Annotated in this window: 21 protein-coding genes; 10 read left to right on the top strand and 11 right to left on the bottom strand. The window is 55.1% G+C overall.

The features are described 5' to 3' along the window. Nucleotides 1–380: 380 nt before the first annotated feature. The 3 genes from VN12_RS07185 to VN12_RS07175 all read right to left on the bottom strand — a co-directional run bounded on the left by VN12_RS07185 (nucleotide 381) and on the right by VN12_RS07175 (nucleotide 3,061). Nucleotides 381–1,538 (bottom strand): hypothetical protein, encoded by a 1,158-nt coding sequence (locus VN12_RS07185; RefSeq protein WP_146675402.1) that lies wholly within the window; start codon nucleotides 1,536–1,538, stop codon nucleotides 381–383. 524 nt (nucleotides 1,539–2,062) lie between these two features. Further along, complete coding sequence (locus VN12_RS07180; RefSeq protein ID WP_146676183.1) at nucleotides 2,063–2,431, bottom strand: DUF2834 domain-containing protein; 369 nt, start codon at nucleotides 2,429–2,431, stop codon at nucleotides 2,063–2,065. A 141-nt stretch (nucleotides 2,432–2,572) separates the two neighbouring features. Beyond that, entirely contained in the window at nucleotides 2,573–3,061 is a 489-nt protein-coding gene (locus VN12_RS07175; protein ID WP_146676182.1) for a DinB family protein, read from the bottom strand. Between the two features lie 452 nt (nucleotides 3,062–3,513). Here VN12_RS07175 and VN12_RS07170 point away from each other — a divergent pair, with 452 nt between their 5' ends. Next, nucleotides 3,514–4,518, top strand: coding sequence for an alpha/beta hydrolase-fold protein (locus VN12_RS07170; RefSeq protein ID WP_240491350.1), 1,005 nt, complete (start codon nucleotides 3,514–3,516; stop codon nucleotides 4,516–4,518). A gap of 76 nt (nucleotides 4,519–4,594) precedes the next feature. Further along, nucleotides 4,595–4,918 carry a TraR/DksA family transcriptional regulator gene (locus tag VN12_RS07165; protein WP_146676180.1) on the top strand — a complete coding sequence of 108 codons (324 nt, stop codon included), beginning with the start codon at nucleotides 4,595–4,597 and terminating at the stop codon, nucleotides 4,916–4,918. Nucleotides 4,919–4,994: 76 nt separating this feature from the next. On the opposite strand, the gene tyrS is transcribed toward VN12_RS07165, so the two are convergent. From tyrS to VN12_RS25735, 3 genes are all read right to left on the bottom strand, one after another. Continuing rightward, nucleotides 4,995–6,260, bottom strand: coding sequence for a tyrosine--tRNA ligase (tyrS, locus tag VN12_RS07160; protein WP_146679825.1), 1,266 nt, complete (start codon nucleotides 6,258–6,260; stop codon nucleotides 4,995–4,997). A gap of 70 nt (nucleotides 6,261–6,330) precedes the next feature. Beyond that, entirely contained in the window at nucleotides 6,331–7,341 is a 1,011-nt protein-coding gene (locus VN12_RS07155; protein WP_146676179.1) for a carbohydrate kinase family protein, read from the bottom strand. 56 nt (nucleotides 7,342–7,397) lie between these two features. Then, the gene (locus VN12_RS25735) at nucleotides 7,398–7,589 is read right to left on the bottom strand and encodes a hypothetical protein (protein ID WP_168164270.1); all 192 of its coding nucleotides are present in this window, start codon (nucleotides 7,587–7,589) and stop codon (nucleotides 7,398–7,400) included. 5 nt (nucleotides 7,590–7,594) lie between these two features. On the opposite strand from VN12_RS25735, the gene VN12_RS25730 reads away from it, so the two are divergent. Beyond that, on the top strand, nucleotides 7,595–8,056 hold the full coding sequence (locus VN12_RS25730; protein ID WP_168164269.1) for a hypothetical protein: 462 nt from the start codon (nucleotides 7,595–7,597) through the stop codon (nucleotides 8,054–8,056). Between the two features lie 122 nt (nucleotides 8,057–8,178). Here the strand turns inward: VN12_RS25730 and VN12_RS07145 are convergent, their stop codons facing one another. The 3 genes from VN12_RS07145 to VN12_RS07135 are packed head-to-tail and all read right to left on the bottom strand — an operon-like array spanning nucleotide 8,179 to nucleotide 12,359. Beyond that, complete coding sequence (locus tag VN12_RS07145) at nucleotides 8,179–9,474, bottom strand: hemolysin family protein (protein ID WP_256388140.1); 1,296 nt, start codon at nucleotides 9,472–9,474, stop codon at nucleotides 8,179–8,181. A 27-nt stretch (nucleotides 9,475–9,501) separates the two neighbouring features. Further along, nucleotides 9,502–11,205: an amino acid permease gene (locus VN12_RS07140; protein WP_146676177.1), complete on the bottom strand. Its 1,704-nt coding sequence runs from the start codon at nucleotides 11,203–11,205 to the stop codon at nucleotides 9,502–9,504. A 32-nt stretch (nucleotides 11,206–11,237) separates the two neighbouring features. Next, nucleotides 11,238–12,359 carry a serine/threonine-protein kinase gene (locus VN12_RS07135; protein WP_146676176.1) on the bottom strand — a complete coding sequence of 374 codons (1,122 nt, stop codon included), beginning with the start codon at nucleotides 12,357–12,359 and terminating at the stop codon, nucleotides 11,238–11,240. A gap of 141 nt (nucleotides 12,360–12,500) precedes the next feature. Between VN12_RS07135 and VN12_RS07130 the strand changes: the two genes are divergently transcribed. Continuing rightward, nucleotides 12,501–15,068 (top strand): hypothetical protein, encoded by a 2,568-nt coding sequence (locus VN12_RS07130; RefSeq protein WP_146676175.1) that lies wholly within the window; start codon nucleotides 12,501–12,503, stop codon nucleotides 15,066–15,068. A 48-nt stretch (nucleotides 15,069–15,116) separates the two neighbouring features. On the opposite strand, the gene VN12_RS07125 is transcribed toward VN12_RS07130, so the two are convergent. Further along, nucleotides 15,117–16,337: a hydantoinase/oxoprolinase family protein gene (locus VN12_RS07125; protein ID WP_168164268.1), complete on the bottom strand. Its 1,221-nt coding sequence runs from the start codon at nucleotides 16,335–16,337 to the stop codon at nucleotides 15,117–15,119. 123 nt (nucleotides 16,338–16,460) lie between these two features. On the opposite strand from VN12_RS07125, the gene VN12_RS07120 reads away from it, so the two are divergent. After that, on the top strand, nucleotides 16,461–17,636 hold the full coding sequence (locus VN12_RS07120) for an FtsX-like permease family protein (RefSeq protein ID WP_168164267.1): 1,176 nt from the start codon (nucleotides 16,461–16,463) through the stop codon (nucleotides 17,634–17,636). A 90-nt stretch (nucleotides 17,637–17,726) separates the two neighbouring features. Here VN12_RS07120 and VN12_RS07115 read toward each other — a convergent pair whose 3' ends face one another. After that, nucleotides 17,727–18,290, bottom strand: coding sequence for a transcription termination/antitermination NusG family protein (locus VN12_RS07115; protein ID WP_146676173.1), 564 nt, complete (start codon nucleotides 18,288–18,290; stop codon nucleotides 17,727–17,729). A gap of 285 nt (nucleotides 18,291–18,575) precedes the next feature. Here VN12_RS07115 and VN12_RS07110 point away from each other — a divergent pair, with 285 nt between their 5' ends. From VN12_RS07110 to pduL, 5 genes are all read left to right on the top strand, one after another. Continuing rightward, nucleotides 18,576–19,694 carry a hypothetical protein gene (locus VN12_RS07110; protein WP_146676172.1) on the top strand — a complete coding sequence of 373 codons (1,119 nt, stop codon included), beginning with the start codon at nucleotides 18,576–18,578 and terminating at the stop codon, nucleotides 19,692–19,694. A gap of 200 nt (nucleotides 19,695–19,894) precedes the next feature. Next, nucleotides 19,895–22,252, top strand: coding sequence for a DUF1592 domain-containing protein (locus VN12_RS07105; protein ID WP_205855211.1), 2,358 nt, complete (start codon nucleotides 19,895–19,897; stop codon nucleotides 22,250–22,252). 18 nt (nucleotides 22,253–22,270) lie between these two features. Next, the gene (locus VN12_RS07100) at nucleotides 22,271–23,566 is read left to right on the top strand and encodes a DUF1552 domain-containing protein (RefSeq protein ID WP_146676170.1); all 1,296 of its coding nucleotides are present in this window, start codon (nucleotides 22,271–22,273) and stop codon (nucleotides 23,564–23,566) included. Nucleotides 23,567–23,795: 229 nt separating this feature from the next. Further along, complete coding sequence (locus VN12_RS07095; RefSeq protein WP_146676169.1) at nucleotides 23,796–24,677, top strand: DeoR/GlpR family DNA-binding transcription regulator; 882 nt, start codon at nucleotides 23,796–23,798, stop codon at nucleotides 24,675–24,677. 12 nt (nucleotides 24,678–24,689) lie between these two features. Then, entirely contained in the window at nucleotides 24,690–25,388 is a 699-nt protein-coding gene (gene pduL / locus VN12_RS07090) for a phosphate propanoyltransferase (protein ID WP_146676168.1), read from the top strand. Nucleotides 25,389–25,408: the final 20 nt, after the last annotated feature.

Here is a 25,408-nt window from a genome sequence, read left to right as displayed (position 1 = left end):
GGCACCCATCTATTCAATCGTTCCTCAAATAGCAGGCACCCACCTTGTTGGGGGGAGGAGTTTTCTCGCAACGGCGCAAAGACGCAAGCATTCCCAATAGCAGGCACCCACCTTTTGATAGTAGGCACCCATCTTTTGGAGGGGGCTGGGACGGAGGGTGGGGTGGAAGTGGGGGCGGGATTGGCCTGGGGGGCTGGAATTCGGAGGGATTGGGCTCGGATGGGCGCAGCGGCGAGCCGGACCCGAGAATGCAGGAGGGCGAAGAGCGGGAGACTGGAGAGCGGGGTTCTGGCTCAGGCTCCAAGGTGGGGAACCGGAGCTAGCGGAGCCACTTGCTCCTTGCTCCTTGCTACTGGCCAGTTGCCGCGAAGCGCTGCCCGCTAGGCGAAGCAAGCGGCAGCTTGGCGCTGGCCGCGACTCCAGCGTTTGTGGGTCCGCTCCGCGTCGGCGATCATCGCCTTGGGATTCCCACTACAACGGCTTGTCCCAAAGTACTTCGTGTAGTTCCACACCAAGTCGCACCACATGCTCGGTTCCACTCCCAAGCCGGTAAACAAGGGCTCCAAGGATTCAGGAACCCGACACACGCTCCCTGGCGGATGATCCTTCTGCTTAGCAGTCCATTGCAACAACTTCACATAGTCCTCCAGGTTCATCGTCAAGAACCCTCGGTTGCTGGCGCGCAGACCATTGGTGCTGGCCTGCGGATCAAACGCGTCCACTCCGGGGTCGAGCGTCAAAGGGGCCAACCAGGCGTCTCGGGGGACCAGTGGACGGGGGCCAGTCTGCTTACGAGCCTTCTTCTGCTCCTCGAGCGTCATCTTGGTCCTCCTCGCGATCGATTCCTCCCGGGACAAGGGAATACGATCCAGAGCCGAGGATTCGATCATCGCTCCCTTGGCAGCCTCGATTCGATCAAACACCGACGTGTGCATCGAGAGTTCGATTGTTGCGGCCAGGTTCGCGCGCAAGACATTGAGATCCACATACATGGCGCAGGCCAGCAAACCCGCTTCATCGAGAAGCCGCTTCGCTTTGAATCGGCCATCCCAGAAGCAGCCACTGCATTCATCTTCTGCATTGGCTCGCCTGGCGATGACTTCTGCGAGAGAACGCATGAACCAAGAGATATCGGAGAGTCGGCTGCGATACTCTTGGATCTTCTCGGGATTGGCTACAGCGCTTCGGACATCCTCCTCGTTGGGCTCGGCCAAGACATCGAGGATTCGGGTGCCTGGAAAGAGTCTTAGCCAGCGGGTGGCGACTTCTACGTCGGACCAAGTCTTCACGACATCGGGGCGATTGCGGAGGATGACATGGAGGTGATTGGATAGGACGGCATATTGGAGAACGTCGATACCGAAGACAGAGGCCAGGGACTCCAGGCGCTGGCGAATCCATTCTCTGCGGTGGGTGTAGTCTTTCTGGGTGAGCTCATCGATGCCTGTGAGGAAGGCGCGACGGACACAGCGATGGTAGCAATGAACAAGGCAGATTTCGTCGCTGACGAACTGCTCACAGCGGAGCGTGCTGGACATGGTGGATCTCTCCAAGAAGTTCGGGGTGTAGATCCCATCACCTTATGGGATTGAGGGAAGGGATGCAACCAAATAGGTGAACTTTTTGGAGAGGGGTAAATAGAAGGCACCCACCTAATGGGGGGGAGGGAGGTTTCTCGCGAAGGCGCCAAGACGCAAAAGGGGAGGGGCGGGGATTCGGGGTAATCGGGGATTCGGGGCACCCACCTAACGAGAGAGCGGGGATTCGGGGCACCCACCTAACGAGAGAGGGAAATAAGAGGCACCCACCTTTTTATAAATCATCACCAGCGTTGGGTGGCGCCCACGTATTGAAAACTTGTTGAAACCAGGAGGAGAATAAGAGGCACCCACCTTTTTGATAGCAGGCACCCACCTTTTGGAGGGAGGTTTCGCGCGACGGCGCAAGGTCGCGATCGGAGATTGGGGCACCCATCTAACCAAGGCCGGGGAATAGGGGGCACCCACCTTATGAGTTGGTATATGAATAGAAGGCACCCACCTAATTGATAAGGGGCACCCACCTAATTGGGGGAGGGGAGATTGGGGGCAACCACCTTGGGGAGGTGCACGTTGGGGAGGTGTCGCAAGTGCTTTTCGCGGCGGTATAGAAAGGTGGGGAGGGAAAAACAGACCCCCACTGCGAAGATCAGTAGCAAGTGCCAGATGAAGCCCTTCATTCGAAGTCGCTTCGATTCTTGGTGCATCCAAAGTGTCGCTGCAGTAGCGGTTACCATCAGATCCCAGGAGAAACCCGAAATCACCCATGTGGCATAGGGTGCCGCAAAGAATTCGGACCAAGCGGTTTCGCCACGCGAGCCGAAGTGAACGCCGAAACAAACCATGGGTGCAATGAACCCCAAGATGGAAAGTATCAAGTATAGGATTCGCATCGAGTCTATGCTCAGTTCTGGAGCGGAGGCCAATCGGATGCAATGAGGAACGGGATGCCCCGATGAGCTGCGTCCCCGTTAGGAGACATCCACGAGCTGGATGTCTCCTTGAGGTGGATGACCCATTTTCAAGACGGTCGATTATTCTTCGTACACGGACGGGAATTGGACTCCCGCCATTCGTAGGTAGACCGAAAGAATGCCTCGGTGATGCGCTGAGTGGCCAAATACCCACTTCCTTAAACAAGCCCCTTTCGCCATCGTGAAAAGGGTTTGTCCTCCCATTTTGAGAGACCAATTCTCATCCATGACGGAATCATCGACGCCCTGAAGTGCTTGCATCGCCTTACCGCAGTAGGCATCCAATGTTTCGATCAACTTTCCCTGATTTGCTAAATCGGGAGTGCTATACGCTTCACCGTTTGTTGGTGCGATATCCCACTCACTTCCTGAAAGGATATCGGGCAGCCAGCTCATGATCTCTACCAAGTGATTGGCGTTCCATGCGATCGAGTGTAGGTCGGCACTGGGTTGCCACGCCAGCAGGTCCCTAGGGATCTTTGATAGAAGGGAACGAGTCATGGCGGACTCGATCGCAAGCTCCTTCGCCATTTGATCCGAGATCAACATTGCATGTTCCTCAACGGGGAGTTTGGTCTAGCCGGATATAGCCTGATTCGTAGACGAAAGGGATCGAATGCGCGTCCCAAGCGGGCGTCACTGCGTCGTTTTCCCTTTTGGCAGAACAACCGAGCTGCTCATCCGGACCAGTTTAGCAAACTGCGGAGGCTTAGTTGGAACATTCAAGAAATTCTAAATCTCTCCGAAACCTTGCGGTATTCGTCGTGTTCTAGGCGCTCTTAGCACGAATTCCAGCCAAGCTCTTCTCCTCTTCTCATGCAATGGAAATCGATATGCTCCGATCTTTCCTTCTCTCTTCGTTTGCAACACTCTTTGCGATCCCATGCGTCGTCCCTTTTCCATCAGTGCAGGCGCAACAAGCTGTTCCTGCCGATGACTGGAAGCCCGCTTCAACAAATCAAGAAGGAAAAAAATATCCAAGGGTGAATTCGGAGGGGCGAGTGCAAATTCAAATCGTGGCTCCCGATGCGAAAAGCGTTTCTTGCAGCTTTCGAGATAGCAGTGAATTCGTTAAAGATGACAAAGGGGTGTGGATTGGCACGACACGCTCATTGGATGAAGGCTTTCACTATTACACGATCAAAATTGATGGAGCTGAAGTCCCCGATCCTAACAGTAAGTATTTTTTTGGTGCCATGCGATGGGGGAGCGGGGTCGAAGTTCCTGCAAAGGACGAAGAGTTTTACAGTGTCAAGAACGTGCCGCACGGACAACTTCGGGAGGTTCTTTTTTTCTCAGCAAGCACGGATATGACGCGTCGCGCGTTCGTCTACACACCTCCCGGATACGAACAAGATTTGGAGAAACGCTATCCCGTCCTTTACCTGCAACATGGTTGGGGTGAAAACGAGTACGGCTGGGGGGCCCAGGGACATGCCGGGCTGATCATGGACAATCTGATTGCTGAAGGGAAAACCAAACCATTCATCATCGTGATGACGTACGGTATGACCAGTGATATTCGGATGGGGGGGATGGCGAACTTTGATATCAAGCACTTTGAAAAAGTGCTGGTCGAGGAGCTTGTGCCTTACATCGATTCGCATTTCCGAACGCTATCGGATCAGCCTCACCGTGCGATGGCCGGACTTTCCATGGGAAGTATGGAAACCAAAGCGATCACTCTGAAGCATCTGGATAAGTTCTCGCATATCGGACTTTTCAGCGGAGCCACGATCAGCAAGGAGGACGTCGACAAGACCGAGGGCTTCCGAGACAAAGTGAAGTTGGTATTTGTCAGTTACGGTAGCAAAGAGGTTGGTGGTGCAGGCGCTCCTCGCCGTGGTGGGGAGCCAGAGGCCAACACGAAAGGCCTGCGAGACGCTGGGATCAACAGCCATTATTATCTATCTCCCGGCACGGCCCATGAGTGGCAGACATGGCGTCGAAGTTTGCGCGAGTTCGCACCGATGCTTTTTGCCAGCGAAACAGAAAAGGCGAATTGATCTGCATTATTCGGGCACGTGTTTTGCTTATGGTAAGATAGCTCGAACGAATCATTCCTTCCAACTATGAAATGACATGATGACGGAACAAGAACTTGCCGAACTGAAAGCGAACTTGGAAGCCAAGCTATCGGAATTGCTGGAAAGGGCCGAAACGCTAGAAAACAAGCTGCGCGAGCCTGGCGACAGCGATTGGAGCGAGAATGCGGTCGTTCTTGAAAACCAAGAAACCTTGGTCGCTCTAGGAGGGGCAACGGAAAAGGAAATCGGTGACATCCGACTGGCACTCGAACGCATTGCCAAGGGGGAGTATGGGCGATGCTCGCGATGTCACAAATCAATTCCAAAAGCGCGCTTGAGTGTGCTCCCATGGGCCACTACCTGTGTTCAGTGTGCTTGAACGGTACAGGTAGATTGAGCGAGTGATTTTCCGGCCCCTCATAGTGGGGGCGCGGGAGGGGGAAGCGTTGGGTTGGTTATTCGAATCTCAAAAGTGCATACTTCTTTTTGCCGCTACGGAGCACGATGACCGACTCGCTCGCTAGGTCGTCGACACCAAGAGTTTTGTCGATACCTGGGCAGCGACGATTGTTGATGTAGACGCCACCCCCTTCGATACTTCGGCGGGCTTCGCTTTTACTAGGAGCCAGGCCAGCGGCTACCAGTGCGTCGATGATTCCGAGGCCTGCGGCGAGAGTGGCCTTCTGCAGCGTCGAGCTGGGAACATCTTGGAAGATGGACAGCAACTCGTGATCGGACAAGCGGTCGATTTCACCTCCGAAGAGGATTTGCGAAGCGCGCTGCGCGGACTCTAACCCTTCGATCCCGTGGACAATTTGCGTAACGGATTGTGCCAATCGGCGTTGGGCTTCGCCTGGTTTCGATGCAAGTTCCGATTCGATTTGAAGGTACTCTTCGTGTGGAATGTCCGACAGGAATCGCATGACGGTAAGGACATCCGCATCGGCGACGTTGATGAAGTATTGATAGAACTCATAGGGACTGGTTCGTTCGGCTGACAGCCATACTGCACCTCGTTCTGTTTTTCCCATCTTTCTACCATCCGAGGTAGTGAGCAATGGATTGGTGAGTCCGAATAGCTGTTTGCCCAGCATGCGACGACCGAGGTCGATTCCGGCGGTTATATTTCCCCACTGGTCGCTTCCGCCTAATTGCATGCGGCAGTCCATGTTCTTGGCCAGATAGACAAAGTCGTAGGCTTGCAAGAGCATGTAGCTGAACTCGGTGTAGCTTAGTCCGCTATCCGTTCTTTCGAGACGGCTCTTCACGCTGTCTTTGCTGAGCATGACATTGACCGGGAAGTTCTTTCCGACATCGCGCAAAAAATCGAGATAGGAGAACGAGTGCATCCAGTCGAAGTTATTGACGAGTCGAGCACTTGATTCGCCGTCAAAGTCCAAGAACTTCGTCATCTGCGATCGAATAGCGTCGACGTTGCTGGCTAATTGTTCTTTGGACAGAAGGTTCCGTTCATCGCTTTTGCCGCTAGGATCTCCAATCATTCCGGTTGCACCTCCTACGAGGGCGATCGGTTTGTGACCTGCCCGTTGAAAACGGCGGAGCAGCGTCAATGGGAGTAGATGTCCTAAGTGCAACGAATCCGCGGTTGGATCGAAGCCGGCATAAACCACAGTGGGGGATTCAAGTTGTTTGGTGACGGCATCGAGATCGGTGCATTGGTGGATGAGGCCTCGCCACTGAAGTTCTTGAATGATCGACATGGTGTATTGAAGGATGATTGGCGCGGAGGGTGATGTACCGTCGGCTGGGCTTTCCAAGACCGAGGAGACGCTATTGTGGTAAACAAAGTTCGTTTGGCAATGCCGGAGTCGCACCGCTTTGGGAAGCCACATAGCCGGCGACATCGGTCGCCCAACATTGGACGCTATCCCAAGGCTGCTGCAAAAGTGCTCCGAGGACGAGGGCGGCGGTGAACGCATCGCCCGCACCGACCGTGTCCTGGATTGTCACGGGGTTCGCGGGCTGCTCTGTCCACCGATCTGTTTGAACCGCGGAGCCCTTTGCACCTTGCGTAAGCGCTACAAACCGATACCCAAATTTGGCTTGGAGCTTTTCCAACATCTCTCGTTCACTGCCTGAAATCTGAAGTATTTCTGCGACAACGGGGAGTTCGTCTTCGTTCAATTTGAGGGCATTGGCTCGCTTCAAGGAAGCCACAATGCACTCCTCGGTGAAATAGGGGAAACGCAAATTCAGATCGAGAACTTTCCAACACTCTTCGGGGCAAAGGTCCAGAAATTTCTCGATTGTTTGACGAGAAATTTGCGAACGCTGAGCCAGTGTGCCAAAGCAGACGGCGTCGGTTTGCGAGGCGAGTGTGCGGGCTGTGTCGGTCCAAGTCAGTTCGTCCCAGGCCGGATATTCGATAAAGCGATAGGACGCTTTGCCTTGCGAATCGAGTTCCACGAGGACTTGCCCGGTTTCCCGTTCATTCCTTTGAACCAGTTCTGTCCGGACGGATAGACGGAATAGCTCGCGCAGCGCGGCATCTCCGAGGGCATCGCGGCCTACAGCGCTCAATACGTAAACATCCGCTCGGTCGCCTGCAAGCTGTTTGCAGGTCGACGCGAAGTTCGCGGGAGCTCCGCCGAATCGAGGGCCATCGGGGAAGACATCCCAAAGCACTTCCCCTAGTCCCACAATCGTGAATCCAGTGTCCTTCATAGCGTGTTCGGTTCCGGTATTGACGAGTGAAATCCAATGTTTGCGTTCCAAGCGTTTCTGATCATATCCGTTACAACCGCTACGTTGTCCCGAGCTTCCCACTTTACTTTTGGGCAATTTTTACCATTTAGGTTGCGTTTCCTGTTCCTTGGGGAATGTCTTAGGAGTTCGCGTCATTGACCATCCATGACGATGGCGACTGGATGAAGGCCAGGACGGCAGGCAACCAGAATGTTCCGGACGCGGTAAATGAAACCCTCGTTTGTGTTTGGAGATACATCCATGCGTCGTTTGATCGCTTCCTTGGCAGTGGCTGCTGTTGCAATTAGCTTCTCGTCCACCGCTTCCGCTGGTCTTTTCTGCAAGAAGAATGCTTGTTGCGAGCCAGCACCTGTTTGTTGTGAACCCGCTCCTGTCGCTTGCTGCGAGCCAGCACCTACTTGCTGCGACGTTGATCCTTGCTGCAAGCCAGCTCGCAAGCATCACCTCAAGGGCTTGCTCTCGAAGCTCCACTGCAAGAAGTCCAGCTGCTGCGAACCAGCACCATGCTGCGAAGCTCCTGCACCAGCTCCTTGCTGCCAAGCTCCCGCTCCAGCACCAGCACCTTGCTGCGATGCAGCTCCAAGCTGCTGCGACGTTGATCCTTGCTGCAAGCCAGCTCGCAAGCACCACCTCAAGGGCTTGTTCGCTAAGCACCACGGCCGTAAGGCTAGCTGCTGCGAGCCAGCACCTGTATGCTGCGAAGCAGCTGCTCCTAGCTGCGGTTGCAACTAGTTGCACCGAGCTTCGGCTCATTCAACAACAGTCGGCGACGACTTATAAAATGACTTAGACGCTTGGTCTAACGCAGGAGCTCCAGCAGTCGCTGGGGCTCTTTGCGTTTGAATGGACCGATCGCGATACGAACACGTTGTGTTGGCCATGGAGAGCAAACGGTGATCGCTTACGGTTAAGCTAATTTGCGAGCACCGACAGATAGGCCTCGAGAACTCGCTGCCGGCGAACTTTACGAACGAGTATTCGGACGTCTTCGAACTGGATCGTCTCGCTCCCCTGCAGGTTTTGTTGACCGAGTCTCTCCATAATCCACGAGCTTAGATTCCGAGGAGTCTCCGTCACCCCGAGGTCGATACCCGTGAGATCGCGCAGGCGGGACAAGGTCACTCCCCCGCCGACTACCCAACCCCCTCCGGACCGAATGACATGGATGGGGAGTTGATCATGTTCGTCTTGAATGTCCCCTACGAGCTCTTCGACGATATCCTCGAGCGTGATCATGCCGAGAACGGTCCCAGAGGCATCGCGGACGAGTGAAATGTGCGTCCTCTCTTTGAGGAGAAACTCCAGGGCGGTGGCGATTGGCAAGTCCGCTTGAAGGCTGGGAATCTCTCTCAAGATCCCTCTTAAGGTTGGCTCGGTCGGACTGAGCTTGAGAGCTGTGACAATATCTTTGAAGGTCACATAGCCAACGATCCCTTGGGGATCGCCTTCCTTTTCCGTTACGGGGAATCGCGTATGGAGATCCAAGTGGGCTGCGATGAGACTGGAGCCGAGATTTTCATCTGCATGCAACATGCGGATATGTTCTGCCGGGAGTGCGATCTCTCGCAATGGGCGGACCGATAGACGTGCGGCTCCCACGATGATGTTCTCTTCGCGGGCCCCAATAAGTCGCGAAGCGCGGGCCATGCTGGCAATCGCCCGAAGTTCTTGTAGCTCCAATGCTTCGACACGGGAGTCGCCATGCATTTTAGGTCGCATGAGTTTCTCGATCACATCGATCAAGGACGACGCGGAGTATTCGAGGAACCAAACAACAGGCAGGACGCTTAAGGAAAAGAATCGCATCGAGGGGGAGAGCAGAAGGCAGACCCACTCCTTGTGACGCAACGCAAAAAGCTTCGGCATCAACTCACCGGCTACGATGGTGAGTGCGGTCAAGGGAACGACGACGACTGCGATGGCAACAATTTCAGCCGTGCTCTCTCCCAGTCCGAAGGTTTCGAGGAGAGGCGCCAAGTCCTCGGTCGCGCTCGCGCCGCTCGTCGCCCCGGCAATGAGTCCAACTAGGGTTATCCCGAGCTGGACCACTGCTAGACTCTTTTCGATTTCCTGCTTCATGTAGAGCGAGGCCGATGCCCCACGTCGCTTCTCGTGCACGAGCGATTGCAATCTCGCAACGCTCACCGATGCGAGCGCGATCTCATAGGATGCGAACACACCGTTCACAAAAATCATGGCGACGACAATAAAGATCTCAGAATACGCTATGAAAATCTACAAACTCCTCCGCAGATGGCTGTTCCAGTAACCGTACAGGAAATAGACCAAGAAACCAAATGAACACCATATCAAAAACAAAAGCCAGTTCTTAGGACCGATTCCGGCGATGAGATACAAATTGGTCAAAACTCCCAAAACGGGAATCAATGACCACCGGTGCAACCAGGCGCCATACGAAAGCACGACGAAGACAATGTAGAAGACAAGATAGGGAATGCGTGACGGATCGGTGGGGGCATCCGTAAACAGAGACTGCACCAAAGTGCTCCAGTGGGACAAGTCCCACACGCGGTGATTCACAGGCAATTTCGGGGTAAATATCGAGTAGAGCAAAAGCAGGGCAGGCATAATCCAGCGACCATTGATGTAAGGGACGCGGAAAGACGATTGCGCGGCCTCGGATGGATCCGCTTCGAGTCGAAGAACCCCAGCCGAAACAAACATGAACGCAAATAAAGTCCCCATGCTGCATAAATCGAGAACGATATCGGCGTTCAAGAACAGCGTTGGCAATGCAACTCCCAAGCATGTTACCCAGGTTGCAAAAGCGGGTGTGCGAAATCGAGGGTGGATCTTCGCAAAGCGTTTGGGCAGAAGCCCATCGCGAGCCATGCTCATGAAAATCCGAGGCTGGCCGATTTGAAATACAAGAAACACGCTGGTGATCGCTACGACCGCGCTGATCGAGATGATGCCAGCCAGCCAATGCAACTCGTACTTCTCAAAGACCAACGCCAGCGGGTCTTCGACATTCAACTCGCTGTAGGAAACCATCCCGGTGAGGACAAAGGAAAGGATCACATAGAGCAACGTGCAGATACCCAGCGTCAATAATGTAGCCAGGGGGAGATCGCGCTTCGCATTGCGGCATTCCTCGGCGGTGGTGGAGATTGCATCGAAACCGATGTAGGTGAAGAAGACGGACGATATACCTGCCAATACTCCAGTCACTCCGTTGGGTGCAAAAGGACTCCAATTCGAAGGCTTCACATAGAGGAAGCCGACCCCGATGACCAATAGGACAACGGCCATTTTTAAAAACACCATCGCATTCGCAACGACTTTGGATTCTTGGATTCCGATGAACACCAGAATCGAAACCAGGAAGTTGATGAGCAGGGCGGGTAGATCGGCGATGATCCGAAGTCCTCCGATTTGCGGAGCGTTGTTCCAGACATCGCGCAGCGCTTGCTGACGTTCGGTCGGCTCGGAGGCTTGCACCGCTAAGGAACAGGAGTAGTAGTCGGTAATCATCCACTCGGGCAATTGAATATGGATCCCTCGCAGGAGGTTCACAAAGTAGTCCGACCAAGAGAAGGCGATGGTGCTATTGCCTATGGCGTATTCCAACAAGAGATTCCAGCCGATGAGCCAGGCGCAGATTTCGCCAAAGGTTGCATAGGAGTACGTGTACGCGCTACCACTGACCGGGATACGCGAGGCGAACTCGGCGTAGCACAAGGCGGAGAACATGCACGCGACCGCGGTGAGGACGAATAGGACGCTGACCGCAGGGCCTCCGCTCGCAGCGGCTTTTCCGATAGTGGAAAAGATACCTGCGCCGATGACGGCTGCGATGCCGAAGCATGTCAAATCGAGCAGTCCGAGGCTTTTCGCGAGGGAATGCCCGCTCACGCTGACATCGGGGGAGCTCTGGAGTGAGGAGAGAGGTTTCCTGCGGAATAATTGAGAAGGCATCTTTGCTTTCAATGGATTTCAAAACGACCGATTCATTCGGATTCGTCCAGCTCTTTGAGTTCTTCAATCCAAACTCGAATGTCGTTATCGTACTCGCTAGCCAAATCACTGAGGACTAGTTGCCGATGAAAAGAGGCCGCTCCCTCCTGAAGCAATTCGGCCGCTTCGGCGCTCGGGAACCTTCTCGCAGGATCGGGCGAAATGAGACCCCGGCAAAAATTCATCAGAAGAGCATTGCAACTCACCTCTGGTGGCAACAACTCGTGCAATCGATTCGGTAGCGATCGTTTTTGCTCCAGAAGAGCGCGGTAGGAATCGGTTTCTGAAAAGCATGGTTGCCCGGAGAGGAGTTCGACTAGTACGTAACCGAGCGAGGCCAAGTCGCTGCGAGGGGAAACCTGAGCGTTTTCTAGGACTTCAGGAGCGGCGTAGACAGGCGTACAAGTGAAGATGTTGGGTTGGTTGTCCATGGAAAAGGCCGATCCGATGTCGATCAGCTTCGCATGTCCCGTTCGCTTGATCATGATATTCGACGGTTTGATGTCGCCATGCACGAGGTTCTCGCGATGGAGCGCTGCGAGGGCAGCTAAACAATCGCGAACGACCGCCACTGCGACACCTGCTTTGAATCGTGCATGAATGGGGCCGGCCGTGGCGATGACATTGTTGATGTATTCCCAACGCTTGGAAGGCAATCTCCCGCGAATGCGAGAAAGCCTTTCGGATCGAAGCAGATCCTTGAGATCGTATCCGTCGATCCACTCCATGATCAGGAGTCGAATCCGATTGCGATCGATGAAATCATGAACGCTGAGAACCCCTTCATGCTGAATGCGAGCGACACACGAAGCGACTTTACCTATCCGCAGCATCGCTTCGTCGTATGCCGATTGCGAGCCGTAACGCTCCGGTGAGAAGACTTTCATTGCAACAGGGAGTGCGAAGCCATCTGCACCCCTGCGTTCCGAAAGAAACACGACACCTTGACCGCCGCTGCCGAGTACCCGATCCAATTTGTGATAGCTCATCCACTGCAGACGGCGATCCTCCAGCAAATGCTGATAACGATCGAGCAATTCTGGATTGCATACTGGAAGGGAATCCCCTCCAATCGTTCTCGAACGGAGGTCTCCCGCGTAGGTGGTGGTTTGCATAAAATCATCCATGAGAGGAAAAGCCGCTCCGCTGGGTTGAGGAGGCCATCTAATCCTGATGCAATTCGATCCCAACGACAAGAGATTCGGACCCGAGATTCCCTTTTTTGTCCATCGCGATGCGCAGACAGTGTTTCCGCCATGCTCACCGATAACCGCTTTTTTTCTTGGATCACTGTTGTCCTTCTGGCATCTCTTTTTCTAGGAATTGGCCCTGTATTTGGCATCGAAGGTTATGGAACTCCTTGGCCGGAAAATCACCCCGATCGCATTCTCATCGAGCAAATCTCCCAGGCTGGATTGCATGAGGTCGCTATCGAAATCTGCCAACGGCGAGGCAACGATTCCAGTCTGTCGAGTTCCGTCAACGAGAAAGCCCATTGGCGAATGCTCTGGATGGAGGCATGCACTTATCAACGCATTTCCAATTCCGGAACTTGGTTGGACAATCCGAGCGAGATCACCCAATTCCTCGAGGAAATTGATCGAGAAGCCGAGCTTGATCGAACGGGAGTGCGCGGGCCATGGGTTCAATTTCAATCAGCACGCTGCCGGTGGCTACTGCTTCGGTCCGCCGTATCTTCCTATCTGGCCAGCCCTACGCGGACGGTGCTTTCGGAGTGGGCGCTGACGGAGATTCGTCGAGCCCTCGAGATTCTCGAGCGAATCGAGCAGGATGCCGCTTCCATCGCGACCGCTTCGCGCCCGAATCCACTTCATGAAACTCCGACGGCGACAGAAGTCAGTTCCTTGATTGCCGATTCCAAACTTCTTCGGTGCGATTTGCTCGTTCTACGGGCCAGTTTGTACCGCGATAACGGAGATGAGCAGTCTGCTGCGGGTACCAGCATGCTCGCGTTGTTGGAGGAAGCGGAAAAAAGAATTGGAGTCAATTGGAGGGACTATCCTAAAATCGAGATCGCCCGCTGCCGCGCTTGGCTTTATTTGCAACAGCACTCGAAAGTGATCGAAGCGGTACAGAGCACCTTGGGGGACTGGGATGCGAAAGGGGACAGACAGGCGACCGAACGTTGGAGAGCAACGCTTTGCGCCATCGCTTCGGAGTCGCTGCGGAGGACAGGGAATCTGTCGGGGGCAAGCGAGTGGCTGGAGCGTGGAGGGGGATGGCAGACGGATCCGAGTCTCGCGATTGAGCATTTCGCAATTGAGCTTGCACGAACCCAAGCAACCGACTCCCAATCGCTTCAGAGAGTTCTCGATCTCAAGCGAGACATTTCCGATCGATTTGGTACCTATTGGTCGAATCGTGCCGACGCATTGCTCATCGCCTCCAATCGTGCAGCGCCGGGTGTCTCGAATTCGCCCAAGATGCCTGGCTCACCGGGGCCCACGAATGCATCGGTGGCCAATGAGCTGATTAAAGCGGAGGTCCGGCAATTATTGGCTGGGAAACGATGGGAGCAAGCCATCGATCGATTGCAACAAGCAGAATTGGCAAGCTCCGAACAAAAGGACATCGACAGTGCGATGAGTTTTGCCATGCAGATCGCTGCGCTGTGGGGATTGCAGGGGGACCCGATGGCTTCGGCTAATGAGTTTTATCGCGCTGCCGTCACCTATGCTGACTCGCCATTGGCGCCAAAATCCGCCATGAATGGGGTGTCCATGGTCCAGGCAGGATTGGTAAAGCTCTCGCAGGCTGCGGAACTCACCGACGTGCAGAGGCAAGAGCAACGCGAGGAGTGGCTTCGACTGCGAACCGAGATTTGGAAAGAGCTTCTCGAGCGATGGCCCGTTTCGGAGCAAGCCTCCACCGCCGCAGATTCGCTGGCAGATTTTTATCTTGGAACCGACCAGATCGACGATTGGTGCGAGCTTTGGGTCGGTCGTTGGGAGAAGCTAGCATCCGGAGCAGGTGCATCCAGTACGAGCGGAAATCAGCTCGCATCGCGGGAAGCCATCCATGTCGTCGCGCTGCGGTCGCTCGAAGCTCTTCGAGTTTATGCGTGGCTGCTTCATGAGTCGTGGCTCGATTCTTCGATCGTCAATTCCGAGGATGGAGCCAAGTGGGATCGATGGATGTCGAGAACCAAGGACGCCAATGCAAAAGATGCAGCACAAGACATCGCCATGGAGTGGGATCGATTGATGCGATGGCGGAGCTCCGCGGGTTGGGAGTTTGCCGATCGATTGGCAGAACTGTCCGATGCACCGAAGTGGCTGGTGGCGTGGGTACCCGCTCATCAGTTGGCGCTCCAATTGTCCAATGCTTCTCCAAGTCCCTCTGGCAATATAGAAGACTGGAAGGAATTGAATCGACGGGTCACTTCCACGCGAGACGCCTTGCCTACGGATTCAGCGAACGACACCGCGTTGATGCGATCCGTTCGGCGCTCGACATCGTATTTGCAATGTGTCTTGGAGCATTATGCGGACCCCTCGGGAGGGGGACTGCAGCGATTGATCGAGTTCGAAAGGAACCATCCCCGGGATCCCTGGTGGTCTTATTACTCCGCCTTGATTCTATCGGGAGTACCAGAGAAGAGGGCGAGTGCGGAGTTGAGTTGGAAACGTTTGGCGGCGGCGGTTCCTGTTGGTTCGGTCGGTTGGCTGGAATGCCGAGCCCGACAAGTTCGGTTGCTGCGAACAAGCGGTCGCACCGAAGAGGCGAACCAGCTTGCGGAACTTGTGCTGGCTACGACCCCCGGAATCGATGCGCTTTGGCGCGGGCGTTTCCCAAGCAAGTGATGGAAGGGAGTTGATGGATCGGAGGGACTCGACGAAGCCTGCGACGAATTAAATTCCGTGGGTGGGAGCGTTTTGTTGGGCCAGTTTAGCCACGGCAAATGCTGGACCGCATCGCGAGATATCGCTGTTGTACGCTTGCGACCAATCGATTCGGTCGACGTCCCAACGGAGGAAACGCAAGGCGTCTTCGATTAGGAATCCCCCGTGTCCGCAGACGATGATTTGGCCAGGTTGCGGGAGCTCCGCCGGTTTCTCGGGATTATCTCGCGATTCCATCGACTCGAGGGTAGCTCGACTCTTCTCGGTTTCTTTCGATATCGATCGTTTCGATTTCTTCGTCTTCAACGCGAGTTGGCTTATTTCAGTTTGGATGACTTGCTGCATCCCTTTTGCGATCAATGCGACTTGATCCTGTCTCGCTTGGGAGGCAATTGCGTCGATATCGCTGTCGGCCAGGGTGGATCCGTCTTCACCTACGAGGCGAGCCAATCGAAAGCGAGCGCCGTCGCGTGTCGCGGGACGACCATCGGCGGTTTCGCAGTCATCGGGGGCGTCAGGCAGGTCCCCTAACCAGAGATGCACATCCCGAGCACTGGCAAACCATTCGTTGATCGTCGGGCACCATTTCCCGTAAAGAGGAAGCCTCGGGGAAATTGCACTCACATTGGATCGCTCGATACCCGTATAGACCAACGCTCCGCATTGCAGTCGTTGCGAATCCGTGCAGGCGTCGATGGTCACATGGCCATTGCGAAGCGGTATCAGATCGGTTGTTGTCGAACCGATATCGACCATCAAACTGTATCGAGGAGGAGTCGACTGACCCACAAAGCGGGCGAGCGCGTGCCAGTTCGACGCAGCGACCATCCACGGGTCGCGAGCGGCTTGCGAGACCGTATACCAATTCCCTTGAACCCCATAAACCTTCACCATGCTAGCGGGGAGGATGGTGGTTGTTTGTTCTAGGATGCTGGCCACGCCGATGGCTCGGGTGGGGAAACAATCTGCGAGCTCGCCGGTCATCGTCAGAGCTATTCCCGAGAAGGGAGGGGCATCCTCAAGCAACTGCGCGATGGCGGCTCCGAGAGCGTGCGGATGTTTCCAGAGAGGAAACGGGAGGCTTTTGGCCCACTCGCATGTGTGCGCTCCTTTGATATTGGCTCCGCCAATATCGAGACCAATCCAAGGCTCAGCGCCATCGTTCGGTCCGTGGCGCTCCATCTGAGAGAGCTGTGGAGAAGCGAAGTTGGATGCAGAGGAGGATGGCATATTCGAAGACGAGCAATGCGAAATGGGGATGCAAATAGACAAGGAGGGGGGCGAGAAGGTAAAGTCTGGTTGATACTCGACATCCTGCAACGGTACTATCGGAAAAGAATCGAAACAAACGTTATGCGAACGCCGTTGGCTTGGCTGAACACGACTTCGAGCATTTCGAAGCTGGCGCTCGGAGCATCGGGAATCGGGTTTGCTGTTCTGCTGATGTTCATGCAGATTGGATTCCTCAATGGATTGTTCGATAGCGCTGTGCAAGTGGTAAGGTTGTTGGACGCCGATCTCATTCTGCTCAGTCCAGCGCGGTATACCGTTCCGAGCGAGCAAAGGTTTGATGTGAAGATCTTGGACAGAATCCAGCCGAACCCGCGAGTCGAAAGCGTTCATCCCATCTATGTCGATCGGGCTGTCTCCGAGATACGTGTGATGGGATATGGGACTCGTTCGATTCGCGCCATCGGCGTTCCTACCGGGGCTCCGATCTTCGTCGATCCCGCGATGAATGAGAAATGTGCCCTCCTGGTCCAGCCCGACCAGATCCTCGTCGACCGAAAAAGCAAACGGAAATACGGTTTTGAGAAGCGAGACTTGCAGCGGCTTCAACAGCAAGAGGTCGAGCTATCGGGTAAGCAAGCGCGGATGTTGGACTGGGTGGAGGTCGGCACCGATTTTGTATACGACGGGACGATCATCCTATCGGAGCGAGGGGTCGCTCATTTTTTTCCGACGCGGAATGGAGTCGCGCCTCCGTTATCGGGAGCAGACTTGGGATTGGTCAAGCTGAAGTCTCGCGATCGAGCGTCGATCGAGGCGGCGCGCGAGGAGTTGACGCCGTTGGTGGGGCAGGGGGTGCAGATCATGACCAAGAGCGAATTGATCGCGAGGGAAATCGGATTCTGGGCTCGCAACACCCCGATCGGAGCGATCTTTTCCATCGGAACCGTCATGGGGCTCGTGGTAGGAGTCATCATTTGCTACCAAATTCTCTTCACCGATATCAGTGATCATTTGGCGGAGTTCGCCACATTGAAAGCGATGGGCTATGGTTCCAACTACTTTCTGCGGTTCATTTTAGCCCAATCGTTTTATCTCAGTCTGTTTGGCTTCTTTCCAGGGTGGATCGTCAGTTGGCTGCTCTATTACGGGCTTGCTGAATGGACCGGTTTGGTGATGCGGCTGACGACCGGGCGTGTTGCCTTGGTCTTTTGCCTTACCTTTGTGATGTGCACCGTGAGCGGCCTGCTTGCCGTTCGCAAACTTTGGGCGGCCGATCCCGCGTCATTGTTTCGATAGCAAGAAGCTTGGTGTCGTGTCAGCCGATCTGAGGCGTCCCTTGCGATCCGATAGCCCTTTAATCCGCGAGCGGGCGGATGTGGGGAAGATTTAGACTGGTTCGAGTTGGCAATCGTCAAGGGCCACACTGGCGCCGCGACCCATGTAGCGGACGCCAATCAAGAGGCGTACTTCGTTCTCGCGACGAAGGATCGTCCCTTCGAAGCCCTTGAAGACTCCGGATTTGACGCGAACTTTCTGGCCGGGTTGGAGTCGGACTTCGGGAGCGAGCGGTGCATCGGTGAGGATCAAGTTCCGGATTTGTCGAAGGTCTTCCACCAATTCATTCGGGTTTGCGACTTCCATCCAACGGCTTACGCTTCCTGTGCAGACGGCGCGGTATCGCTGCTCATTGTCCCCTCGCATAAAAACGTAGTTGGGGAAGAGCGGTTCCAGACTCGTTCGAAGCCGCCCTTGTGGCGATCGATACCGTCTGGCGATCGTCGGTCCAAAGAAAGGGATGTTCTCATCCAGCAGCTGACGCATCAGCTTCTTTTCGAATCGAGCGAGCGTGTAAAGGGCGAACCAGGTCTGTGGAGTGGTGGAGCTGGCTGGCTCGATAGGTTCTAGCAAGTCCAGCGGCCAGATATCGGCTTCAGGCTTCAGAATAGGCATAGCGATGGCCCGCAATTGACAGCAAAAGGACAAGATAAAACGGAGCGACCTTTCCTTCTTCTTCGGAATCTGATAGTTCCCGACTGCGATCGATCCTCCAAGAATCATACGCAAGCATGAGAAAGGTCAAGTCCGAGTCATTGAAAGTGCTAGCGATCGCTTCAGATTGGAAAATGCAACCCAATTCGCTGTAGAAGAATCGCCATAAGCCCGATAATTTGACTTACCGGATTTCTCAGACGCAGGGTTCACGACACTTTGTTCCGCTCTCCCCAAGTCCAACCGATGGTCCTACGGCACTTCCGCTTGGTCTGCTTGGCGTCCTGCGTGGTCCTTTGCTTCGTCCCGTTGTTGAATGGGATGGATGCCCCTGTCGTGAGTGACGGCGAAGCGTCCGCCTTGGGGGACCAGCCCTTTTCGTTTCCGGAACCGTCCGGATCGATCGAGTTTCCGGGTCTGCGTGAAACCCCTGACCGTGAAACTCCAGTGGGAAGACTCATCAACTTGGAAGATGGTCCGGATATGGATTCGGCCTATGTCCCAACGGGCCGTGGTGATGAACTAGAGCTACCGTCCGCTGAGCACTTCGGTCAGGCGTGGGAACGGTATCCAGCGAGCAAGATTTTCTTGCCGAGGCTTCGGCATGCGGCCCATCACCCTTACACGGAATACCGGCAGGACGAGAGCACCTTTAGTTACTTGCCTGGCACTGGCGACGAGTTGGGATGGATCGACTTCGAATCCACGCCCTATCAATCCAGGGGGCAGCGGAGCGGAATTTCGACAGGGATGGGAATGCATCTTCTGGCAGGTCCTGTCGTCGTCGATGCGCCGCCACGAGTCTATGACTTCAGTTTGGGATACCAGCGACGGGACGCATGGAATGATTTCTGGAGTTACGACGTCGCCGCGAGTGTCGGGGTATTTAGCGATTTCGAGGGGAGTGCTCGGGACGGAGTTCGTTTCCCTGGGCATGCGGTAGGGATGCTCCATGTATCTCCGGAGACCGATTGGGTTTTTGGAATCGACTATTTGGATCGAGGGGACATCAAGATCTTGCCTGTGGTTGGTATTTCTCGTCATTCGGAACGGCACCCCAGCATGCGGTTCGATCTTGTCTTTCCCAGACCTCAGGTCGAGTTGGCGCTGGGGTCGGGGCGAACGTTTTACGTGGCGGGCAGATTGGGGGGCGGGACTTGGGATGTCGAATTCCCCGATGGTCAGGGGGATGTTCTCACGTATCGAGACTATCGGCTCCTCTTTGGCTTGCGAAGCCCTCATAGCGATTGTGCCAGCAGCATTGAGGTCGGGTATGTTTTCGGACGGAAGATGGAGTTTGAAACCGAGAGTGGTGTCGCGACCCCTGACGATGCTTTCGTTTTGCGGTTCGTTACGTGGAGATAGGGGAAACCACAAACCGTTCCGCCATGGGATTCTCTTTAGTGGCTTGATTCATTTCGTGTAGAATGAGTCCCCGCCCTTCCTTTCCTTCCAGCGGGGGAAGCTTCCCACCTAACATGCATTGCTCTCCTTCTCCAAGCAGACCTCGGATTGCTTGGTCTTTTCGGTTCGTCGCGCTGTGGATCGTGGCCGCTTGTTTCTCCTTGCCAACGAGAGCCGAAGAACGGTTGACGGGTTTTTTGGCCCAGCACTGCACCGCTTGCCATTCAACGGATTCCCCTGAGGCGGGGCTCGATTTGGAGGGGCTGTCGGTCGATTTTCAGGGGCCGACAGATGCGCTGCGCTGGACGAGAATTCTGGATCGGGTTGCAAACGGTGAGATGCCCCCTAAAGGGGAGGCGCGTCCGAGTGCGAGGGAGCAAGAGGACTTTGTGTCCGGACTTTCCAAGCGAATTCGATCCGTTCAAGAGAAGGAATACGAGCGATCCGGCCGGGTGACGGCGAGGCGGCTTACCCATTTGCAATTGGAGAGAACGCTCCATGATTTGCTCGGTGTCGACATACCGTTGGCAGCGGAGATGCCCGATGAGCCCAAGACGGGTGAGTTTACGACCAGTTCGGCAAGCCAATCCATGTCTCACTTTCAGTTGGAAAGCCATTTGAAGGTCGTGGATCTAGCGCTCGATGAAGCATTTCGCCGACTTTCGGCAAAAGACGACGATTATTCGAAACGAGAGTTTGCCCCGAAGGACTTCTCGCGCACGCGCGACCGATGTCGAGAGCCGGAATGCATTGACGATCAAGCCATTGTGTGGGCTTCGCAGCTGATCTTCTACGGCCGGATTCCTGCCACGACAGCAAAAGCGGCGGGATGGTATCGGATTCGATTTCAGGCCCATTCGATCAATACCCCAGCGAAGCATGGCGTATGGTGTTCGGTTCGGACCGGACAGTGCGTATCGAGCGCTCCGCTGCTGGGTTGGGCGGGAGCATTTGAAGCGACCGAGACCCCAAAGGTTGTCGAGTTCATCGCTTGGCTTCCCAAGGGTCATATGTTTGAAATTCGCCCCAACGATCGCACCCTCAAGCAGGCGAAGTTCGCGGGTGGGCAAGCGTCGAATGGGGAAGGAGGGGCACAGAATGTAGCCGGCATTGCGCTAGACTGGCTGACGCTCGAGCGAGTCCACCAAGGACCCACGCAGGAGGAGATCCGTGGAAGGCTTTTGCATGAGTTACCTATCGAAATGAACCGGATTGCTTCGGATGTCCGATCGAAAAAAGGGAACGAGGTCTCGGAACCAACAGTTGCACTGACGTCTTCGGACCCCGAATCGCACTTAGCCACTGCGATGACGGCCTTTGCGAGGCGTGCCTTTCGCCGACCTTCGCGACCGGAGGAGCTACAGAAGTACATCGAATTTGCTCAGGATGAATTTCGTCGAACCGACGAGTTCGCCCAGGCTTTGCGGAGCGGTTATCGTTCAATCCTTTGTTCGCCGCGATTCCTCTATTTGCTCGAGCCACTCGGCGCATTGGACTCGCATTCCATCGCATCGCGACTCAGCTACTTCCTTTGGGGGTCCATGCCTGACGACGAGTTGATGCGTGCTGCGAATGCGAAGGAGTTGCAAACGAAGGAGCAAATTCGTTCGCAGGTGGATCGGATGTTATCCACTTCACGTGGCCGGCGATTCATTCTCGATTTTGCGGATCAATGGTTGGAACTCAACCAAATCGATTTCACCGAACCTGATACCAAATTGCATCCCGACTTCGACATTGTGGTGCAGAGCGCGATGCTGGAAGAAACACGATCCGTTCTGTCGGATGCCATGGCAGAGAATCGTTCCGTGGCCGAGCTATTGATGTCAGACAGTACGTACCTCAACAGCCGGCTTGCTCGGTTTTATAAACTCCCTTTTGATTTGACGGATCAGATGGAAAGGGTTGCATTGAAACCGGAGCATCGGCGCATCGGATTGCTAAGTCACGGTTCGGTATTGAAGGTGACGGCAAATGGCACAAACACTTCCCCTGTGTTGCGAGGTGTTTGGGTTGCCAATCGCATTTTGGGGGATCAGATTCCGCCGCCGCCGGAAAATGTTCCGGCAATCGAGCCCGACGTTCGAGGTGCCACAACGATTCGCGAGTTGTTGGAGATGCATCGGAGCGATCCGAGTTGTGCGTCGTGTCATGTGAAGATGGATCCGCCCGGGTTTGCGCTGGAGAACTTCGACGCTGCGGGCCGTTGGCGCGACCGTTATCCCGCGGTGATCGAGGGAAAAGTGAAGCCCGGGGCTGTGATCGACCCGAGTTACACAATCGCCTCGGGGGAACCGTTTCGCGATTTGCCGGAATTTGTTCGTCTCGCTGCTTCGGATCCGCGCAAGCTGGCTCGAAATTTGGCGGAGAAGCTGGTGGTGTACGGGACAGGTGCTCCTGTGTGGTTCGCGGATCGGGCAGAGGTGGATCGAATCGTCGCGGAGAGCGAATCGAGTCGGTTCGGCATCCGATCCATTTTGGTTGCGGTGGTCGCCAGCGATCTATTTCTTAGAAACTAAAGCAAGGGAGTTGGTGCAATGAATCCAGTGAGAATCGGTCAGGCCCCGTGGGCTGTCCAACGTCCCTTGAGCCGTCGTAGTTTGTTGCGAGGTGCGGGAGTCGCGATGACTTTGCCTTGGCTTTCGGCGATGGAGCGAACGTTCGCGAGTTCGCCTGCGGGATCGCCCAAGCGATTTGTGGCCATCACGCTTGGGCTGGGGCTGCATCAAAGCAATTGGAAGCCGGAGGAGGCCGGCTTTGACTACGAGCCCTCGTTGTATCTCAAGAATCTTCAGGACTTGCGACGGGACATGACCATCATTTCCGGATCGTCGCACCCAGGCGTTGGAGGGGGCCACCGCGCCGAAGCCAGCATCTTGACCGCATCTCCCCAGGGAAGTTCGGGGCGTTCGCGCAATACCATATCGATCGACCAACTGATGGCGAAGCATTTGGGCGATTTTACGCGGTTTCCGTCATTGGTCCTTTCGGCCAACGGGAGCGACAGCCCGTGTTACACCGAAAGCGGTGCGATGATTCCTGCAATGAATTCTCCGAGGGCCGTTTTTGAGAGGTTATTCGTGGACGATACCCCATCAGCCAGGGCCTTGCAGTCCAAACGGTTGCAGCAGGGGGTATCGATCATGGATTTGGTAGGAGAGGATGCGAAGGATCTGAAGCGGAAGTTGGGAGCGGGGGATCAAGATCGGTTGGATGCCTTTTTTACAAGCGTCCGGGATCTGGAAAAACGGATGCAGGAATCCGAGCAGTGGACCAAGCGACCGAAGCCCAAGGTGGACGCGAAGCCGCCTGTAGATGTTGGGTCCCCCAACGACGTCATCGCCAAGCAGCGGACGATGTGCGACGTCATCAAGTTGGCTTTGGAAACGGATTCTTCCCGATTTGTCACCTTCCATTTGGGTGGCGCCGGGGGCGTGGTACCCATTCCGGGTGTGGAGGAGGGGTATCACAATTTGAGCCACCACGGGATGGATGAGACCAAGATCGCGCAGCTCGCGCTCGTCGAGCAGGCGATTGTCGAGGAGTGGGGGCAATTCCTGCGATCATTGCGGGAGACCCAGGATCAGAGGGGGAAGCTGTTGGACAACACCAGTGTGCTCCTCACCTCGAATCTCGGAAACGCATCGAACCACGACAATCGCAATATGCCCGTGCTGTTGGCAGGGGGAGGGTTCCGGCACGGTCAGCATTTAGCGTTCGATCAAAAGAAGAATTATCCCCTGCCGAATCTCTTCGTATCCTTGCTCCAAAACGTTGGAATTGAGGCCGATCAGTTCGCAACCAGTACCGGGACTCTGACCGGTCTCAGCTGAAGTGGGGTGGGGCAGCTTCGCCTGCGCGGCTATCCCACCTTTGGATTTTTCTGCTCCCGGTGGCCTTCACCGGTGAGGGATTTGACGGCTGCCCCTTCACATGTCGCCTTTTTGTGACAGATTTCCTTCAAACTCCCGTCACGGATCGTTGCAGAATAGGCAATTTGGGTCATATTGGGGGAGTGGTGTTGTAGCTCCTCTCCAAATAAGCCAGAAAACTATCATCTGGATGAATGTTTCCTCTCACCCTAATGCATCGCTCAGCCGCCGAGAGAAGATTCTCGAGATGGTGCGGACGCACGGATTCGTGTCGATACCGGATTTGCGGGATGCGTTCGAGGTGAGCGAGTCGACGATCCGGCGGGACTTGGAAGCGTTGGAGGAAAATGGGGAGGCGAAGCGGACGCATGGTGGAGTCTTTTCCACGGGTCCGAGTTCGAGTGTTCGGCAGTTTGGTTCGAAGGGGGGGACTTGGGAGAAGAAGAGGTCCATCGCGATTGCGGCTGCTTCTTTGATCGAGGACCACGAGACGGTGCTGCTGGATGGTGGGAGTACGACCTACGAGTTAGCGAGGCAATTGGTGGGTCGACCGTTGCAGATCGTCACCAATTCCTTGCCCGTCGCCAATTTGTTCGCATCGAGCGATACCGTCGAGTTGGTATTGCTTGGGGGCGCGGTGCATCACAAGACCGGGGTGACGTTGGGGAGTTATGCCAACGAGATGCTTCGATCGTTGAACGTTCAGAAAGCATTTCTGAGTGTTGCGGGGATCAATCCCAAGGGCTTTTACAACAGCAACATGCTTTTGGTTGAAACCGAGCGGATGATGATGCAATGCGCTGATCAGGTATTGGTCATCGCAGACAGCACGAAATTCGGTCGCTCCAGTCTCGCTCGATTGTGCGATTGGTCTCAGGTGCACACATTGGTTTCGGATGACAGTCTTGGCGAATCCTGGCGTCGGCTCGCGAATGAATCCAAGGTTGTTCTCCATCTGGCGGAGCCGAGCGTCACGGAGGAGTCGTCGTTGGAGGCTCGAGACAGCCATCCCGTATCCGCGTCCACGGTCGTGTCCGAACGACTTTCCCTTAGCAAAAATTCCGCTTCATAAAGCACATTGAATATGGCAAGCGCAATGAATATCGATCCATCCCACATCGAGTCGCTGGTTCGCAGTGCCGTTGCCCAAGCGTTGGGTGGCGTAGCGGGCGCGAGCAGCAAACCAAATTTGGTCGTAAGCATATCGGCCCGTCACGTCCACTTGACCGACGAGCATGTGGAGAAGTTGTTTGGTAAAGGAAAGAAGCTGACGCCGGAGAAGGGGCTTTATCAGGATGGTTTTTATGCGGCGGCGGAGCAAGTCATGATTGTGGGACCTCGGCGTCGGATGCTTCCGAATGTTCGCGTTCTCGGTCCCACCCGCAAAGCGAGTCAAGTCGAATTGGCGTACACCGATGCGATCTCCCTTGGCATTGATGCCCCGGTCCGGCACAGCGGTGATATCGCTGGGACACCGGGTTGTGTGCTGGTTGGGCCCGCGGGTGCGGTTGAGCTGACGGAGGGGGTGATTCGAGCGGCCCGGCACGTGCACATGGGGCCATCGGATTGCGCGCATTACGGAGTCAAAAACGGGGACTTTATGTCACTCGTGGTGAAATCACCTCAGTGTTCGGTCGTCTTCGAGGATTTGCTTGTTCGCGAGGACAAAGCGGCCAAGCTTGAGGTGCATATCGATACGGACGAAGGGAACGCGTGTGATCTGGATCACGCCACCTTGGTCGAGTTGCGAAAACAAGGTCCTTGCAAGTGCCAGGACCACTAACAGGTTCTATGTCTAGTTTC

Source organism: Pirellula sp. SH-Sr6A (assembly GCF_001610875.1).
Classification (GTDB): Bacteria; Planctomycetota; Planctomycetia; order Pirellulales; family Pirellulaceae; genus JBKCUI01.
This window is presented reverse-complemented; position numbering and strand designations above follow the sequence as displayed.

What these genes read in the sequence shown, in the direction of transcription:
- VN12_RS07185 (WP_146675402.1), bottom strand. Translation starts at nt 1,538, where the DNA reads ATGTCCAGCACGCTCCGCTGTGAGCAGTTCGTCAGCGACGAAATCTGC.
- VN12_RS07180 (WP_146676183.1), bottom strand. Translation starts at nt 2,431, where the DNA reads ATGCGAATCCTATACTTGATACTTTCCATCTTGGGGTTCATTGCACCC.
- VN12_RS07175 (WP_146676182.1), bottom strand. Translation starts at nt 3,061, where the DNA reads ATGTTGATCTCGGATCAAATGGCGAAGGAGCTTGCGATCGAGTCCGCC.
- VN12_RS07165 (WP_146676180.1), top strand. Translation starts at nt 4,595, where the DNA reads ATGATGACGGAACAAGAACTTGCCGAACTGAAAGCGAACTTGGAAGCC.
- tyrS (WP_146679825.1), bottom strand. Translation starts at nt 6,260, where the DNA reads ATGTCGATCATTCAAGAACTTCAGTGGCGAGGCCTCATCCACCAATGC.
- VN12_RS25730 (WP_168164269.1), top strand. Translation starts at nt 7,595, where the DNA reads ATGCTTGTTGCGAGCCAGCACCTGTTTGTTGTGAACCCGCTCCTGTCG.
- VN12_RS07140 (WP_146676177.1), bottom strand. Translation starts at nt 11,205, where the DNA reads ATGCCTTCTCAATTATTCCGCAGGAAACCTCTCTCCTCACTCCAGAGC.
- VN12_RS07135 (WP_146676176.1), bottom strand. Translation starts at nt 12,359, where the DNA reads ATGCAAACCACCACCTACGCGGGAGACCTCCGTTCGAGAACGATTGGA.
- VN12_RS07130 (WP_146676175.1), top strand. Translation starts at nt 12,501, where the DNA reads ATGCTCACCGATAACCGCTTTTTTTCTTGGATCACTGTTGTCCTTCTG.
- VN12_RS07125 (WP_168164268.1), bottom strand. Translation starts at nt 16,337, where the DNA reads ATGCCATCCTCCTCTGCATCCAACTTCGCTTCTCCACAGCTCTCTCAG.
- VN12_RS07120 (WP_168164267.1), top strand. Translation starts at nt 16,461, where the DNA reads ATGCGAACGCCGTTGGCTTGGCTGAACACGACTTCGAGCATTTCGAAG.
- VN12_RS07115 (WP_146676173.1), bottom strand. Translation starts at nt 18,290, where the DNA reads ATGCCTATTCTGAAGCCTGAAGCCGATATCTGGCCGCTGGACTTGCTA.
- VN12_RS07110 (WP_146676172.1), top strand. Translation starts at nt 18,576, where the DNA reads ATGGTCCTACGGCACTTCCGCTTGGTCTGCTTGGCGTCCTGCGTGGTC.
- VN12_RS07100 (WP_146676170.1), top strand. Translation starts at nt 22,271, where the DNA reads ATGAATCCAGTGAGAATCGGTCAGGCCCCGTGGGCTGTCCAACGTCCC.
- VN12_RS07095 (WP_146676169.1), top strand. Translation starts at nt 23,796, where the DNA reads ATGAATGTTTCCTCTCACCCTAATGCATCGCTCAGCCGCCGAGAGAAG.
- pduL (WP_146676168.1), top strand. Translation starts at nt 24,690, where the DNA reads ATGGCAAGCGCAATGAATATCGATCCATCCCACATCGAGTCGCTGGTT.